This is a genomic window from Paenibacillus oryziterrae, assembly GCF_042610485.1.
In the GTDB taxonomy this organism is placed as follows: domain Bacteria; phylum Bacillota; class Bacilli; order Paenibacillales; family Paenibacillaceae; genus Paenibacillus_AQ.
Map to the genome: position 1 here is coordinate 62,496 of NZ_JBGJZO010000005.1, position 15,759 is coordinate 78,254.

At 52.7% G+C, this 15,759-nt stretch carries 11 protein-coding genes; 7 read left to right on the plus strand and 4 right to left on the minus strand.

The features are described from left to right. Positions 1–69 precede the first annotated feature (69 nt). The 3 genes from ACAN55_RS07970 to ACAN55_RS07980 are packed head-to-tail and all read left to right on the plus strand — an operon-like array spanning position 70 to position 3,501. Positions 70–1,533, plus strand: coding sequence for a DEAD/DEAH box helicase (locus ACAN55_RS07970; protein WP_379130534.1), 1,464 nt, complete (start codon positions 70–72; stop codon positions 1,531–1,533). Then, positions 1,530–2,276 (plus strand): ABC transporter ATP-binding protein, encoded by a 747-nt coding sequence (locus ACAN55_RS07975; protein ID WP_379130537.1) that lies wholly within the window; start codon positions 1,530–1,532, stop codon positions 2,274–2,276. The genes ACAN55_RS07970 and ACAN55_RS07975 overlap by 4 nt, the downstream gene beginning before the upstream one ends. A gap of 1 nt (position 2,277) precedes the next feature. After that, on the plus strand, positions 2,278–3,501 hold the full coding sequence (locus ACAN55_RS07980) for an ABC transporter permease (protein WP_379130540.1): 1,224 nt from the start codon (positions 2,278–2,280) through the stop codon (positions 3,499–3,501). 228 nt (positions 3,502–3,729) lie between these two features. On the opposite strand, the gene ACAN55_RS07985 is transcribed toward ACAN55_RS07980, so the two are convergent. Further along, complete coding sequence (locus ACAN55_RS07985) at positions 3,730–3,840, minus strand: YjcZ family sporulation protein (protein WP_238652264.1); 111 nt, start codon at positions 3,838–3,840, stop codon at positions 3,730–3,732. A 155-nt stretch (positions 3,841–3,995) separates the two neighbouring features. Further along, entirely contained in the window at positions 3,996–5,297 is a 1,302-nt protein-coding gene (locus ACAN55_RS07990) for an aminotransferase class I/II-fold pyridoxal phosphate-dependent enzyme (protein ID WP_379130543.1), read from the minus strand. Positions 5,298–5,487: 190 nt separating this feature from the next. Here ACAN55_RS07990 and ACAN55_RS07995 point away from each other — a divergent pair, with 190 nt between their 5' ends. The 3 genes from ACAN55_RS07995 (at position 5,488) to gpmA (ending at position 8,083) form a co-directional block, all read left to right on the plus strand. Further along, on the plus strand, positions 5,488–6,273 hold the full coding sequence (locus ACAN55_RS07995) for a helix-turn-helix domain-containing protein (protein WP_379130546.1): 786 nt from the start codon (positions 5,488–5,490) through the stop codon (positions 6,271–6,273). A gap of 101 nt (positions 6,274–6,374) precedes the next feature. Continuing rightward, complete coding sequence (locus ACAN55_RS08000; RefSeq protein ID WP_379130548.1) at positions 6,375–7,244, plus strand: SDR family oxidoreductase; 870 nt, start codon at positions 6,375–6,377, stop codon at positions 7,242–7,244. A gap of 89 nt (positions 7,245–7,333) precedes the next feature. Next, complete coding sequence (gpmA, locus tag ACAN55_RS08005) at positions 7,334–8,083, plus strand: 2,3-diphosphoglycerate-dependent phosphoglycerate mutase (RefSeq protein WP_379130550.1); 750 nt, start codon at positions 7,334–7,336, stop codon at positions 8,081–8,083. A gap of 163 nt (positions 8,084–8,246) precedes the next feature. Here gpmA and asd read toward each other — a convergent pair whose 3' ends face one another. Beyond that, complete coding sequence (asd, locus tag ACAN55_RS08010; protein WP_379130552.1) at positions 8,247–9,038, minus strand: archaetidylserine decarboxylase; 792 nt, start codon at positions 9,036–9,038, stop codon at positions 8,247–8,249. Positions 9,039–9,138: 100 nt separating this feature from the next. Beyond that, a complete protein-coding gene (locus tag ACAN55_RS08015; RefSeq protein WP_379130556.1) occupies positions 9,139–10,221 on the minus strand; it encodes a YheC/YheD family endospore coat-associated protein in 1,083 nt (360 codons plus the stop codon). 180 nt (positions 10,222–10,401) lie between these two features. Here ACAN55_RS08015 and ACAN55_RS08020 point away from each other — a divergent pair, with 180 nt between their 5' ends. Continuing rightward, positions 10,402–15,627, plus strand: coding sequence for a WIAG-tail domain (locus tag ACAN55_RS08020; protein ID WP_379130559.1), 5,226 nt, complete (start codon positions 10,402–10,404; stop codon positions 15,625–15,627). Positions 15,628–15,759: the final 132 nt, after the last annotated feature.

Genomic DNA, 15,759 nt, shown 5'->3' on the forward strand with positions numbered 1-15,759 from the left:
CATTTGGTGGAGAGGCCTTTTTGGCATATAATAAAGATATTCTATTAAGCGAAAAGGATGAATTCTTATATGAGCACTACTTTTACGTCAATTGGCATCGAGGAAGATTTGGCTGCCAGATTGTCGGAATTCGGGATTAACGCGCCTTCACCCGTTCAGGAGCAGACCATTCCTCTTCTGCTGGCGGGCAGAGACGTCATTGCCGCTTCACAAACAGGCACAGGGAAAACTCTGGCCTATCTGCTGCCTCTTCTTCAGGGGATTAATCCCTCCCAGCGGACAGTGCAGAAGCTGATTCTGGCGCCAACACAGGAGCTGGCTATGCAGATTCTCCGGGAAGCGGAACGTTACGGTGCACACCGTGGTATAGGCGTCTTGGGGCTGATCGGCGGCGCGGCTATTAAGCGGCAGATCGACAAGCTCCGCGAGCATCCGCAACTGGTTGTTGGAACGCCGGGACGCGTGAAGGAACTGATCAGCTTGCGCAAGCTGAAAATGCATGAGGTCACCACGATTGTTATTGATGAGGCAGACCAGATGTTTCAACTGAGCGGTGCCGGGGAAGTGGAGAAGGTAGTGGCTAGTGCGCTGCGCACACGCCAGCTCGTTATGCTGTCGGCCACGATCGGACCGCAGACCAAAGCATTGGCTACGCGGGAGATGAAGAACCCGGCCGAGGTAGGGATTGATCCCGGGGTGATGACCTCCCGGACACTGGAGCATCATTATGTGGTGGCAGAGGAACGGAATAAAATCGATATGCTGCGTAAGGTGATACGCCATTATAATCCGCAACGGGCCATTGTGTTCGTTAATGCAACCGAGGATATTGCCGAAGTAACAAGCAAGCTGGAATACCTTGGCCTTACGGCTGCAGCTTTGTATGGGGATGCTGATAAGGTAACGCGGAGCCATGTGCTTTCGAAGTTCCGCGATAGTAAATTCCGGGTGCTTGTTGCCAGCGACGTGGCGGCAAGAGGACTTGATATTGAGAATTTGCCGCTGGTAATCAGCTATGATCCTGCCTTCGACTCCGAGCACTATGTGCACCGGGCAGGGCGAACCGGCCGGATGGGGCGCAAAGGATTGTCCGTTACCATTGTAACGGAGCAGCAGACCTTTATAATGCGTAAATTCGCGCGTGAGCTTGACATCGAGCTTTCAGAACGGGAGATGTACGCTGGTAAAGTACTTCCTGCAGATGAAGCCCGATCATCCCATCGCGGTGGAGAAGGAGCTTCCCGGGGGACTGGTACAGGCGTTCGCAGGGAAGGAACTGCCCGCAGCGGCAAACCTCAGGCGCGTATTGCATCTGCCGCTCCTACACAGGATACAGGGAGTAGAGCCGCAGCGATCCAGCCTAAAGCATCAAATCCCGAAGGTAGTGCAGCAGCCAAGCAAGCGCCAGCGCGGGGCAGTAATGCTCCTGGCATCAGCGCGCGGAGCAGTAAGTCGGAGCGGGAGAAGAACCGTAAGAATAAGGGAGCGCCGAAATGGTTAAAGGACAAAACGCCAAGAGGTGAAGGCCAATGAATCCAACGCCCGTACTGCAAATTGCGGGTCTTAGCGGAGGTTACAGTCTGAACAAGCCGGTCCTGCATGATATTTCCCTGCAGGTCCGGCCTGGAGAAATGGTTGGTCTGATCGGTCTTAACGGAGCCGGAAAAAGCACGACCATGAAGCATATTCTTGGACTAATGTCACCACACAAGGGTGAAATCAAAGTGCAGGGGGGCACGCGGGAAGCCGATTCCAGCCGTTATCATAGTGCTTTGTCATTTGTGCCGGAATCCCCTCTGCTGTATGAAGAAATGACCGTCAGGGAGCATGTAGAGTTCACGGCCCGGGCTTATGGTGTCAGCAGAAGTGATTATGAATCCCGGAGCAATCATCTGGCTGCGCTGTTTCATATGGAGGATAAAATGGACAGTCTGTCAGCCCATTTATCCAAAGGGATGAAACAAAAAGTAATGATTATGTGCGCATTTGTCGCGCGGCCTGCACTTTATGTCATTGATGAGCCTTTCCTCGGGCTTGATCCGCTCGGCATTCGCTCCCTGCTGGATTTCATGCTGGAGCTGAAAAAGGATGGAGCATCGATCTTGCTTAGCTCTCATATTCTGTCCACCATTGAGAATTACTGTGATCGTTTCATCGTGCTGCATCAAGGCAAGGTCATTGCCCAAGGCACCCTGAAGGAAATGGCTTTCGCTGCCGGACGGCATGGACTGTCTTTGGAACAGCTGTTCTACGAGCTGGTTCAGGGAGGGGTATAATATGGATTTGAAAGAGCTGCGCCGGGAGCGGCGCGGCCAATTTATGGGAAGTATGCTTCCTTATGCCGGTTATATCATACAAAGCGGTGTGGCGATGGTGTTCATGTTCGTGCTAATCGCTTTCTCGGCCTGGTATGCTTCATTACTGGGAAATATACCGGAGGGAGTTCCAATCCGCTGGATTATGCTGGCCCTGCTGCTGCCTGCTGCGGTACACAGCAGCTTCAGAACGTATCTGCAGAGCCCGGACACGGTCTTTCTTCTGCCTCAGAGTCACCGGATGAGAGAATATTTCCGGCCGGTCTGGGTCAGCGGAGTTTTATGGAAGACCTTGCGTCTAGCGTTTATTCTAATTACATTATGGCCGTTATACATACGTACGGAAACAACCCCAAAAGCGCTGTGGGCAACGGGGCTGCTACTGCTGGGTATTAAGCTGCTGTCGGCTTACGGGTACTGGAGGGAGCTGGCGGTGATCTCAAGCGCTGCCTCCAAAGCCTTTACTCTGCTGCGCTGGGCTGCAGGTGGACTGATGATAGCGGCATGGCTCTGGCAGCCTGCCGGGCGGGGGCTGATCTTCATCGTATTGCTGGCTGCCGCCTATGTTGCAGCGCTTGCTGTGCCGGGGAGGCATGCGGTACCGTGGGAGAAGCTTATCACAACAGAGAAGAATCAGGGGAACCGGGCTTTATTGGTCCTGGGATGGTTTGTAGATGTGCCGGGCCGTGGTCAGCGGGTATATTCCCGGAGACTGCTCTCTGGTTTCGGAAGTCGTATTCCCTGGCAGAAGGAGAACGCCTATCGGTATCTTCTGACCAAGAGCTTTGCACGGGGCGATGTACTCGGAATGGTCATGCGCATTGCTCTGTTATCTCTGTTGCTGAACTGGTGGAACCGCGCCAGTCTGATTGGCAGCGCGCTGTATCTGTTCTTCCTGTTCGTCATCGGGGTACAGTTGACTTCTTTGCGCAAGCTGCACAATGAATCCTTCTGGCTCACGGTATATCCGCTTCCGGAAGGCACACGAGGTTTGAATACGATGCAATTCGTCTTTCACCTCCATCTTCTGGCGGTCATCCTTTTATGGGTTCCTTTTCTGAGTACAGCCTTGCAGCGGCCGCTTCCTGCGGCGGGAACTCTACTGGCAGGAGTGGTTCTCGCTTATTTCTTCAGGGGCTATTTGTCCCGCAAGGTTACCCTACATCCGGAAGATGACGATTATTAAGATCAGGCTGTGCCGACAGGCAATCCTGTATAGTTATAACAAACAAGACGCCTTACAGGAAGTTGCAGCTTCCGTAAGGCGTCTTATTTAAATTACAGGCATGAGAATGTATCTTCGATATCAGAAAGTGTAAGCTCAGAGCCACTTTTTCTTAATTGAATATTGGTATGGACACGCTTGGTTGGGAGGGAGCGACAGCCCCCTCCCGGGGATTGCTCCCGGTATTAATTAAACAAAGAGTGAACGGCTGATGATAACCAACAGGATAAAAAGAACAAGGATAGCACCAGTACTTGTGAAAGGTCCGTATCCGTATCCGCCTCTTACTTCTTCGCTCATGTTCATTCCCCTTTCGCGTGTGTGATTGTACTTGATCTGTACACGGTATTGTATGTGCGGAGGAATAAGCGTGTATAGGCCAATGCCGGAAAGGAGCATAAAAAAATCAGCTCCGGTTAAAGGGAGCTGATGCAGACTTCTATTCATCCGAAGGATCAGGCTTTCTCCAGATCACGGATTCCGGAGTAGACGAGATCGAACAAATCCTCCAGGTTCTCCTCTTCAATACAGGAGAAGGCAATGCGGAGATCGGTTTCGCCTAGGGCAATGGTACCCAGTCCGTAATTATGGATCAGATGGAGCCGCAGTTCTTCAGCGTTAACGGTGTGCAGCTTAAGGCACATAAAGTAACCGGAGTTGAACGGATAGTAGGTCCATACGTCATCGCCGTATTTGCCGCTGTCGAGCAATGACTTCACTCTGTTGGCGCGGCCTTTCATAATTTGGAATTTTTCTTCCTTCTGAGCTTCGAACTCGGATGCCTTGAGTGCTTCCAGCACGAAGGTCTGTGAAGGATGCGCTCCGCTGGAAATGGTCGCCCGGATGATGCCGAGTGTTTTTTGCTCCAATGCTGCAAGCAGGTCCTTGTCATCCGAAGCGTAGGTGATAAATCCTACACGGAAGCCCCAGACGAATTCTTCTTTGGTTGCTCCGTCAATCTTGATGGCTAGAACACGCGGATGCAGGTTCGCCAGCTGTCCGAAGAGAGATTCTTTAAGCGAATCCTCGAAGAAAAGTCCGAAATACGCATCATCGCTGACTACCACAATATTAATTCCGGCTTCCGCAGCAGTCTTGATGGCGGCAACGATGGCTTCGCCTTCCTCTCTGCTCGGGGTATAGCCAGTCGGGTTGTTTGGGAAGTTCAGCAGCACGATTGCTTTACCCTTATCCTTCTGTGCCAGCAGCGCTTCGGTTAGGCCTGCACTGTTAAACTTGAGATCTTCCGTAAACAGCGGGTAGTTCACTGTCACGCCATGGCGGCGGATTCCGAAGGTCAGTTCGTAGTTCTCCCAGTTCTTGTCGGGATAAACGACAGCATCTCCTTCTTCTACAAAAAGGTCAGCTACAACACTCAGCCCGTGGGTCAGCGCATTGGTAACCACAGGATTGCTGAAGGACTTGCCTGCAAGTGACGGGTTCTCACGGAGCATCTTCTCGCGCCATACTGTGCGAAGTTCCGGCTTACCTGCAGGAGGAGCATAGCCGTACAGGTCTTTGGGATGGAAAGCGGACAACTTATCCTGGATAACGCCTAGGTGCATAGGAACACCTTTTTCAGTGGCAATGCCGATTGTGGCATTGTACTTCTTGGCATGGGCAGCCGCTTCTGCGGACTGGCTTAGAATGCCTTCTTTCGGGAAATAAATTTCCTTGCCGAGTGTGGAGAGCATGTCGTATACATGTTTATTTCCGGACTTGATATTTTCATTCAATTGTCCAGCAAGTTCGTTCATTTTTTTCATCCTTCCGCTATCTTGGGGATACATACTGCTAACATTGCCTAACATTATATCATCGTAGAATGCGCCCGTCACTGACGAAAGGACCTAATTTCCAAATAGTTTGCGAACGGGCTTCTGAATGATGTGCAAAATCGAACGTGACAAGGTATGATGGTGAAAATATACTTCGGGAGGGAAGAGTATGCTGCATGCATCGCCATCCTCTTTTATCATCCTGCCTGCTTTGGCCAAGATCGTCTGCGAGCCAGGGTGGAAATGGCAAAAAAGAGAGAAGCCGCTGCAAAATTATGATTTATTCTATGTTTGGAGCGGGGAAGGTACGGTTATTCGCGGCGGGGTTTCTTATCCAGTTGGTAAAGGAAGCTGTTTCTTGTTCCGTCCGGGAGACCATACCAGTGCAACTCATAATCCGCAAAAACCGCTGGTCATTACATATATCCATTTCGATATCGAGGAGGAAGTGAAGGAAATTCCTCTTCCTTACCGCATGCTGGATGAAACCGTTGAATTCGAGCATATGCTGGCGCGGTATGTGCGTCTCTTTCTGGTAAAGACCTTTGCCGCTGAGGAGGAGGGGCGTCTCATTCTGAAGCAGTTGATGATCCATCTGCTGCGGGAGGACAAGGTGCAGCCTGTGGAACGCAGTGCCAGCAACCAATTGACGGAGGTTATTCACGAGGTGGCTAACTATGTGAGCCAACACCCGAGTGCATCACATCGGGTGGAGGATCTCGCAGCCCGCGCCGGGTTGTCACCGCGTTATTTCTCCATTAAATTCAAGGAGCTCATTGGCACCTCGGTCCAGTCCTATGTCATTCATGCCCGTATTGAACGCGCACAGCATTTGCTGCTGTATGCGGGAATGAATGTAACGGAGGTGGCGGACGCGCTTGGCTACCGTGATATCTTCTTTTTCAGCCGACAGTTTAAACAGCATACCGGCAAAAGTCCGTCAGAGATCCGTTAAATTTCGGGGTTGCTTCAAATAGTAGGGAACCAGGTTGCCGCTAAGCCTGTGACAGAATACAAAGATAGAGCCGCTTGCAGGCGTGAGAGGATGATCGTGAGATGAATAAAAGAACGGAGGAGGCAAGGCGGCGGACTGCTCTTGTCACCGGCACTTCGTCAGGTTTCGGACTGCTGATCAGCGTGGAACTGGCTAAAAAAGGGTATAAAGTAGCTGCCGGGATGCGCCGGCCTGAGGCCGCGGGGCCTTTGATGGAGGCAGCCCGTCTGGCTGGAGTGGAGGCCAATATAACCGTACTCGAGATGGACATCACCATGGAGAGCCAGGTTCAAGCTGCTATAGGGCAGGCAGAGAGCTTGTTTGGCGGGATCAGCTTGCTCGTAAATAATGCAGGCAGTGTATGGGGCGGATTCGCGGAAGAGATCCCCCTGGATACGTGGCGCCTGCAGATGGAGACCAATTTTATTGGCAATGTGTCGGTTACTCAGGCGGTACTTCCAGGTATGCGGGAGCAGGGATACGGCAGAATTATTCAGATGAGCAGCATCAGCGGTTTGGTCGGGTTTCCCGGCTTTGGTCCATATGCTGCCTCCAAGTTCGCGCTGGAAGGGTTCAGTGAATGCCTGGCACTGGAGCTAAAGCCATTTGACATCGATGTCATTCTGGTGGAGCCGGGCTCGTACGGCACGGACATCTGGGAGAAGGGCTTCGCTTCCATGCAGGGGACTGAGGATTCGCCTTACCGCGGAATGATGGAGTCCGTGCTGGCTTATGCCAGGCAGAGTGCCACCGGGAGCGGTGATCCGCAGGAGGTGGCGTCGCTTGTAGGGCACATTGCCTGCACCCGCCGTCCCCGTCCGCGTTATAAGCTGCCTCGTTCAACGGTGTGGACTGCCCGTGCCGGGAAATGGCTGCCGGATGCTCTGTTCCGGCGTATCCTACTATCCCTGTTGCAGAGGAGCACGTCCTAAGCACGTGAGGTGGACAGAACTGACATGGAATCAAGGAATAAGTGATGCATCGCTGTTGCCCGAGGTTATGCCGAAAGGAGAGAAGGAATATGTATGAAATCGTACTTATCCGTCATGGCGAAAGTCAGTACAATGTGCAGAATCTGTTCACGGGCTGGAGTGACCCGGATCTGACTGAGAAAGGTATTCAGGAGGCTAAGGCTGCAGGTAAGCTTTTGAAAGATAACGGGTATACCTTTGATCTGGCGTTCGCTTCGGTACTGAAGAGATCCATTAAGACACTTCACTATATCCTGGATGAGATGGAGCTGCTGTGGATTCCGGTGCAGAAATCGTGGAAACTGAATGAACGGCATTATGGTGCGCTTCAGGGTCTGAGCAAAAGCGAAACAGCGCTAAAGTATGGCGACGAACAGCTGCATATTTGGCGGCGCAGCCTGTCCGTCCGGCCTCCGCTGCTGGAGACCGATGATCCGCGTTATGCCCGTAATGATGTGCGGTACCAGCAGGTTCGCGCCGGCGAGATTCCCCGCGGGGAGAGCCTTGAGGACACGATGCACCGGGTCGGTGATTTCTGGGCCAACCGGATCGTGCCGCTGGTGCGCAAAAAAGAGCGTGTTCTTATTTCGGCGCACGGTAATACGCTCAGAGCCTTGATTAAATACATGGAGGATATTGATGAAGCGGCGCTTCTCGACCTTAACATTCCAACCGGCGTACCTCTCGTGTACAAATTAGATGACGAGATCAAACCGCTGAGCCGATTTTATCTGGGGGAACGTGATGAGGTAGAGGCTAAAGCCCGCGAGGTCGCCAACCAGGGTAAGGTTACGGAGTAGACGGTATCTCTATTAGCTATGAGTCTTATATTGATTAATATAAAAAAAGACTATCCCGTTCTGACCATGGCCAGCGGGACAGTCTTGTATCATATTCAATCTGCGGGTGCTGCCTTTGATGGTAAGCATCCTTTTTGGCATAAGAGAACCGGCTTCCCTTCGTCTATTGACGCGGATGAAGCGTGCCCAGCCATTCTCCCATCTTCACCTTGGTCTCAGGCGTAAGGCCGGGTCTCGGAGTAAATGTGCCGCTCTCCGTTAGGAGCACTACAGTAGAACCGAACTCAAAGTAAGCCAGATCTTCACCCTTCTCCCAGGCTTTCGCATCTTCTTGCGCATAACGGATGCTGCTTACGTTCATCGCGCCTACCTTGACGACAGCGGCTTCGCCGTATTCACCCGCTATATAAGTAATAAGTCGTTCATTGCGGCTAAGTACGTTTTTCATGTGCCTCATACCAAATTCGTTCACGGGATAAGCCCGGCCCTTAAGATAATCGCTCTCCGCCAAACGTCCGCTCAGCGGGGAATGAATGCGGTGATAGTCCGTAGGGCTTAAGTACAATACAAAAAAGTATCCTTTCTTGTACAGCTCCAGATGTGGAGAATGATTCAGCAGTTCCTCAAGGGAATAATCCTGACCTTTTACATTCATGATGGTACCTGCATTAATCTCACCCATAGCGGTGATCAGCGCGTCCACAGGACTTGCCAGCGCATCCGGATCTGCAGCAACGGGCCGCATTCCTGTTTTCAGCCGCCGGCTGAAAAATTCATTCAGTGAACGGTATTCTTCAGGGTTCTTCTCGGCCTGAGCCGCAGGAATTTGATATATACGAATAAATACCGGGATCAAAAAGCGGCTGATTCTGCTGTGGGCGATGTATCCCATCAGCTTGGAAAGCCATCTGTATGAAGACAGCTCGGTCATCAGCCGTAACAATTGTTTAACCATGCCCATCTCCCTTCCATAATACAGCAGTACGGCCAGTAGGAACCCGGCCGTCTCCGCTCTGCATTATATTGACATAGAATAGAAGACAAATCAATAAAACTTATCTCGGTACGCCGCTTTCCATCAAATAACGAGCATAGCTGATGGGATGGGTATAGCTTTTTTTCCATGTCTCCGCGAGTCCCGCCTTAAGGAAGCCGTAACGCTGATCACGCCCGTTGCATTCGATAAAAAACAAACGTCCGTCTCCCGTAATTCCGATATCCAGACCAATATCGGCAAGTCCCTCCAAATGTTGGTCCAGTGCGCGGGCGACGGACAGGCCCAGGCTTCCGGCTGCCATTCGCAGATTCGCGGCTTTAGACCGGGGGAAGACATGGTCTAATGCATCAGATGCATTTACAGCTTCACCGCCCCGGGCAATGTTGGAGACAAATCCGCCCGGAGGGGCAACCTTGGCGAACATTCCGGTAAGCTGCCATTCTCCTCCCCAGTTACGCTGGACTGAAACGCGAAGATCAAACGGCCGTCCGGTAATTTCGGCGAGTGAAATACGTTCTTGCACCAAGTAAGGAACCGCCGCAAGGCGCAGAAGGAGGTTCTTAGGCAGAGCATCCTGATGCACCGGGACTGTGACCCAGCGTCCTTGAGAAGGCATTAAGCTCCAGATCCAGCGGCCGTTCCCGACATGAGTCAGGCGCATAACCCCATTTCCTACGCTGCCTCGGCACGGCTTAAGAATAAGATCCGGGAACTGCTGCATCATTGTCTTCAAGCCTGAAGCCCCTTTTTCCGTTGCTGGCAGATATCCCTTAAGGTCCTCGTGCTGCTCCAGAAGCCCGTGGATGATATCCTTGCCATACCGGTTGCAGGTATTAAATACTTTGGGGCCTTTGCGGATAAGCTGCTCTATGCGTTTATTTTCCGGACCGATGATGGCCCGGTTGTGAATAACCCCGGGAATCGGGATGATTGTTCTAGCGTAGCCGCGTGTACCTTTGATAAAGGCATAGGCGAATCCGGTCTCAGCATCTATATCCTCCAACCTGAGGTAGCAGGGGGTCACGCCATATAAGGAAGCTGCTTCCTCATAGTTGGATAGAGATTCCTGACCCGTATTAAGGCGGGGAATCCCCCGGTACATCACGGAATTGAGCAAAATTCCGGCGAATCTGCGCTCCATGCTGGCCCCTCCTGTCCTGTCTTACATACCGGCTTCCCTGCTACCTCTAGTGTATGTTTGTACGCGGGTGTCAGGGTGGACGAATGAGGTGCGGCAGATGCCCTTTTTTTGGGTGTCATTCGCCCACTCCACTGCATATGATGCCTAGGAGAAACATTAGCTGGAAGGAGGAGACTGCTAGTGAGGAGTCCCAAAAAGAAGCAACCGAATCAAATGAAGAAGCGGCTTTATTTTGTCGATAATCCCAATATCACAGAACTCAGTATGCTGGAGAGCAGTCGGAAGACGCCAGATTATCCGGAGGCCGGCAATCAACAGCAGGAGAGTCTACCTGAGGAGGTTATAGAGTGGCAGGACGGCGTACAAACGGCCGGTGAAGTATCGCTGCATTCTTCGCTTACCTTGGAGAGAGAGAATTATCAACCCGCCCCCGTCTTTGCAGCGCCGTTGTCAGATCCCGGGAAGGAACGGCTACAGCCGGTATATACTGACGATCTTTCTGATTTCGCAGTTACCGGACCAAAGATTGCACCCCGCACGATTGACGGTTCCAAATTGAAATTCGGCATTATTGGCACACCTTGGCTTCAGGATTATGCAGTACAAAACATAAACATTGCCGATAAGGCGGTAACTTCCTCGAAACTCGCCCAGCAATCCGTTTCGGGAGAGCATTTGGCGGAAGGAAGTATCTCCGGCGGCAAGCTGCTCGATCATTCTATCGGTGGAGAAAAGCTGAAGGATGACAGCATTGGTCCGGAGAAACTGGCAGACCGGATTATCGGCGGCGGAAAAATCGCTGATCGATCCATTGAGAGCAGACATTTAAGTGAATTTATCATTAATAACGAATTGCTTGAGGACGGAGCGGTATCCGGTGACAAAATCCAGAGTGGCAGTATTTCCGGCCGCCACCTGGCCAATGGGATTATCGACCGGTCCAAATTAGCCGTCGATGCAGTATCCGGCGACAATATCGCTGATGGTGAAATCACAGGCGCCAAGCTGAAGGAAGATTCGATCAACAGCAGCCATATCATCGAGGGTTCCATCACTGCGAAGCATCTCGCGCATGGTGCCATCGGCCCCGAGCAGCTTACCGGCCGGTTAATCGGCCGAAATCAGCTGCAGCCGGGCAGCGTAGAAACCGGGCATCTGGTAGATGGAGCCGTTGGTCCACGCCAGCTTGGTGCAGACGCAGTAGGAAGCCAGCATCTGAGTCCCGACAGTGTACTCGGCCGTCATCTTGCCCAAGGGGAAATTCAGGGTTATCACTTGGCGGACCACAGTATTTCTTTCGTGAAGCTGACGGACGGAGCGGTAGGTACCTCGCAACTCGTGGAACAGGCAGTCACTTCATCAAAGATTGCTGACCAGAGTATCCTGGGTCACAAGCTCGTCGATGAGGCTGTGCAGACCCGTCATATCGCCAAGTCCGCTGTGCGCGGACCGCAAATTGCAGCTCAGTCCGTAGCGGGCATTCATCTGCAGAGTGAATCGGTCAGCAATCAGCATCTGAGCGGGAGGTCCGTAGGGCAGGCACAGCTTCAGGATTCAGCCGTACAAACACGTCACCTCTCGGATGGTGCAGTGACCAGTGGACAGATTGCTGCTGGGGCTGTGACCGAAACACATCTGCTGCCGTCCAGTGTGACTGTCGCCAAACTGGCAGACGCTAGCGTAACTTCTGCGAAGCTCGCACCTGGTGCTGTGACGGGAAGAGCTATTTCCCGTGAAGCAGTGAACGGAGAACATATCGCTTTTTGCACCGTGGAGGAGCAGCATCTGAACGATGCAAGTGTTAGCGGACGGGTACTGCAGAGCCAGGTTGTGGATTCGGAGCATCTGGCACCGGGAGCGGTTGAAGGCAAACATCTGGCAGAGAACAGTGTAACAACAAATGCGCTGCAATCTGGCTCGGTATCGGCAGATAAGCTGGCAGCCAGTGCGGTCAAGGGAGTTCATCTTACCCCCGGAGCCATACAGCCGCATCACCTGGCAGATCACGTGGTTACTTCACTAAAACTTTCTCCGGAAAGCGTATCGACCGACAAAATCAATGATTATGCCGTCACAACCGCCAAACTTGCCGATGTCAGTGTTACTCCCGAGAAGGTTGCCCCTTCGGCAATACAGGAAGAACATCTGTCCGCAGGCTCGGTTGCTGCTGAAGCCCTCCGTGACAGTGCGGTTCAGGCCCGGCATTTGTCCCCGGGCAGTGTCGGCGGGGCGCATATCCGACCTTTAACCATCGGTAACGGGCACATTCTTCCAAGTGCGATATCATCTATTCAGCTTCAGAACGGCAGCGTGAACGGCGATAAGCTGGCAGCGGAATCCGTTAGCTTTGTCCATCTGCTGCCGGAGAGTGTGGGAGATTTGCACCTGATTGATGGTTCGGTTGCCAGCCGGCATATTGGTGCAGGTGAAATCAGGTTTAAGCATCTCGCAGAGGAAGTGCGGAGCGCGGAGCTCATTCCGGACGGCAGTATCACTGGCAACAAGCTGGTGGATGGTGCCATTGGTGCAGAGCAGCTGGCGCAGGACAGCGTGGAAGCTGATCATCTGACAGATGATGCTGTAGACAGCCGGCATATCCGTACAGGAAGCATTATGCTTGAGCATCTGGCAGAGGAAGTAAGGAGCGCGGAGCTGCCTGATAACAGCATCAGTGGCAACAAGCTGATGGAGGGCTCCATTGGCGGTTATCATCTGGCAGAAGGCAGCGTAAGCAGTTATCATCTGTCGGACCAAAGTATTTCTACTGTGAAGCTGGCGGATGGTACTGTAACTTCCGAGAAACTTGCATCCGGGTCGGTAACTGCTAAGGCTATTGCCCCTGAAGCGGTAAGCGGAGAAAATATTACTTCTTCCGCGGTGGAGGAACACCATCTGAACGACGCAAGCGTCTCCAGACGCGCACTGCAAAAAGAAATTGTGGATACGGAGCATCTGGTACCGGGAGCCATTCATGGTAAACATCTGGCCGAGAACAGTGTCACAGCAGCCGCTCTGCAGTCCGGATCGGTATCGGGTGACAAATTAGCAGTCAGTTCAGTGAAGGGAATTCACCTTGCCGCTGGAGCCATACAGCCGTATCACCTGGCAGATCACGTGATTACTTCATTAAAGCTTGCTTCGGAAAGTGTATCGACCGATAAAATCAGCGATATTGCTGTTACTACCGCCAAACTTGCCAACGGCAGCGTTTCTTCCAGCAAGCTTGCTCCATTGGCAGTGCAGGAAGAGCATCTGTCCGCAGGCTCGGTTGGTGCCGAGGCGATTGGTGACAATGCAGTTCAAGCCCGGCATATAAGTGAAGGTGAAATTACGCTTAAGCACTTGGCAGAGGAAGTGCGGAGCGCGGAGCTGATTCCGGACGGGACTCTGGGCGGCAGCAAGCTGCAGGAAGGTACCATTGACGGTTATCATCTGGCAGAAGGCAGCGTAAACGCCAATCATTTGGCAGACGAGGCCGTGGACAGCCGGAATATTCGCAGAGGCAGTATTACGCTTACGCATCTGGCGGATGAAGTGCGGAGCGCGGAGCTGATTCCGGACGGCGCTCTGGGCGGCAGCAAGCTGCAGGAAGGTACCATTGACGGTTATCATCTGGCAGAGGGCAGCGTGAACACCGATCATTTGGCAGACGAGGCCGTGGACAGCCGGAATATTCGCAGAGGCAGTATTACGCTTTCGCATCTGGCAGAGGAAGTACGGAGTGCGGAACTGATTCCTGACGGGACTCTGGGCGGCAGCAAGCTGCAGGAAGGTAGCATTGACGGTTATCATCTGGCAGAGGGCAGTGTGAGCGGTTATCATCTGGTCGACCAAAGCGTTTCTTCGGAGAAGCTGGCGGAGGAGGCGGTACACACCTCACAGCTCGCAGAACAGGCGGTCACTACCTCCAAGCTTGCCGATCAAAGCGTGCTGGGGACGAAGCTTGCCGATGAGGCGGTACAGTCCAGACATATTGCCAATTCTGCAGTGTGTGGACCCCAAATTGCGGCTCAGTCCGTAGAGGGAACTCACCTGCAGAATGAATCGGTCAGCAATCACCATTTGAGCGCGGAAGCCGTAGGGCCGGCACAGCTTCAGGAAGCCGTCATACAAACACGCCATATCTCCGATGAAGCGGTGACCGGAAGAACAATTTCAAGTGAGGCAATAGGCGGCGGACATATCGCTTTGAACACCGTGGAGGAGAAGCATCTGAGCGATGCCAGTGTCAGCGGACGCGTACTGCAGATCGAGGCTGTGGATTCGGAGCATCTGGCACCGGGAGCGGTTGAAGGCAAGCATCTGGCTGAGAACAGTGTCACGGGAGCTGCTCTGCAAGCTGGTGCGGTATCGGCCGACAAACTGGCAGACAGTTCGATTCAAGCCCGGCATCTGTCTACGGGAAGTGTCGGCGGGGCGCAGATCAGACCGTTGACCATCGGCAACAGCCATCTTCTGCCTGGCGCGGTGTCATCCATTCAGCTTCAGAACGGTAGTGTGAACGGCGATAAGCTGGCAGAGCAATCCGTTAGCTTTATCCATATTCGGCCGGAGAGTGTAGGAGATATGCATCTGGCTGGCGGTTCGGTTGACGGTCGGCACATCCGTGAAGGCGAAATTAGGCTTAAGCATCTGGCTGAGGAAGTACGGAGTGCAGAGTTGATTCCGGATGGTAGTATCACCAGCGTCAAGCTGCAGGAAGGTGCCATCGGTGCAGGACAGCTGGGGCAGGACAGCGTGAACGCCGTCCATCTGGCAGAAGATGCTGTGGACAGCCGGCATATTCGCACAGGCAGTATTAAGCTTTCACATCTGGCCGATGAGGTAAAAACCGCCGATCTGCTTCCAGACGGCAGCATCACCGGAAATAAATTGGCAGCGGGCAGTGTCGGTCAGCAACAGCTGGCTCCCGGAGCTGTAGGGGCCGATGAGCTTCAGGATGAAGTCATTGATTCCTCCAAATTATCTCCGTTCGCTGTACAGTCCCGCCATTTGGAGGAAGAAAGCGTGCAAAGCTTCCATATTGCACCTTCTGCCATTAGCGGCGAACATCTGGCACGCGGAGCGATTCAGAGCCATCATCTGGCTTTCAGCCCGGTGCAAAGCGCAGGCAGCCGCGAGGCACTCCAGCAGTTCGGCATGACGGCGTTCATGTTCAATGGAAATAGTACCAGCGTGGATGTCAACATCACCTTTGAGGAAGGTTTTGGCCACACCGGATATGTGCTTGTTGCAATGACCAACCAGCCTTTCTTCCACGCTTCCTTGAAGAGCAGGAATGAAGGCGATGCCGTTATTGAAGTGGTGCGCCTGAAAGAAACTCAGCATTTCTATGGTGTGGTTTCCTGGATTGCCATCGGTACTCCGCTATATACCATTACGGGAGATGACCGGTTGTTTGACTGATAACAATAAAATAACGCCGAACTTTCAAAACAGTACGTCACTGGTAATTGGTGGCGTACTGTTTTTTGGCTTACCCCCTACATTTGTCCCGTTTTCTGGTGAAAGGAGACATTGGCCGTTACCCTGTACGAC

Bases quoted from the DNA above. Each gene is read 5' to 3' on its own strand.
- ACAN55_RS07970 (WP_379130534.1), top strand. From the start codon at position 70: ATGAGCACTACTTTTACGTCAATTGGCATCGAGGAAGATTTGGCTGCC.
- ACAN55_RS07975 (WP_379130537.1), top strand. From the start codon at position 1,530: ATGAATCCAACGCCCGTACTGCAAATTGCGGGTCTTAGCGGAGGTTAC.
- ACAN55_RS07980 (WP_379130540.1), top strand. From the start codon at position 2,278: ATGGATTTGAAAGAGCTGCGCCGGGAGCGGCGCGGCCAATTTATGGGA.
- ACAN55_RS07985 (WP_238652264.1), bottom strand. From the start codon at position 3,840: ATGAGCGAAGAAGTAAGAGGCGGATACGGATACGGACCTTTCACAAGT.
- ACAN55_RS07990 (WP_379130543.1), bottom strand. From the start codon at position 5,297: ATGAACGAACTTGCTGGACAATTGAATGAAAATATCAAGTCCGGAAAT.
- ACAN55_RS07995 (WP_379130546.1), top strand. From the start codon at position 5,488: ATGCTGCATGCATCGCCATCCTCTTTTATCATCCTGCCTGCTTTGGCC.
- ACAN55_RS08000 (WP_379130548.1), top strand. From the start codon at position 6,375: ATGAATAAAAGAACGGAGGAGGCAAGGCGGCGGACTGCTCTTGTCACC.
- gpmA (WP_379130550.1), top strand. From the start codon at position 7,334: ATGTATGAAATCGTACTTATCCGTCATGGCGAAAGTCAGTACAATGTG.
- asd (WP_379130552.1), bottom strand. From the start codon at position 9,038: ATGGTTAAACAATTGTTACGGCTGATGACCGAGCTGTCTTCATACAGA.
- ACAN55_RS08015 (WP_379130556.1), bottom strand. From the start codon at position 10,221: ATGGAGCGCAGATTCGCCGGAATTTTGCTCAATTCCGTGATGTACCGG.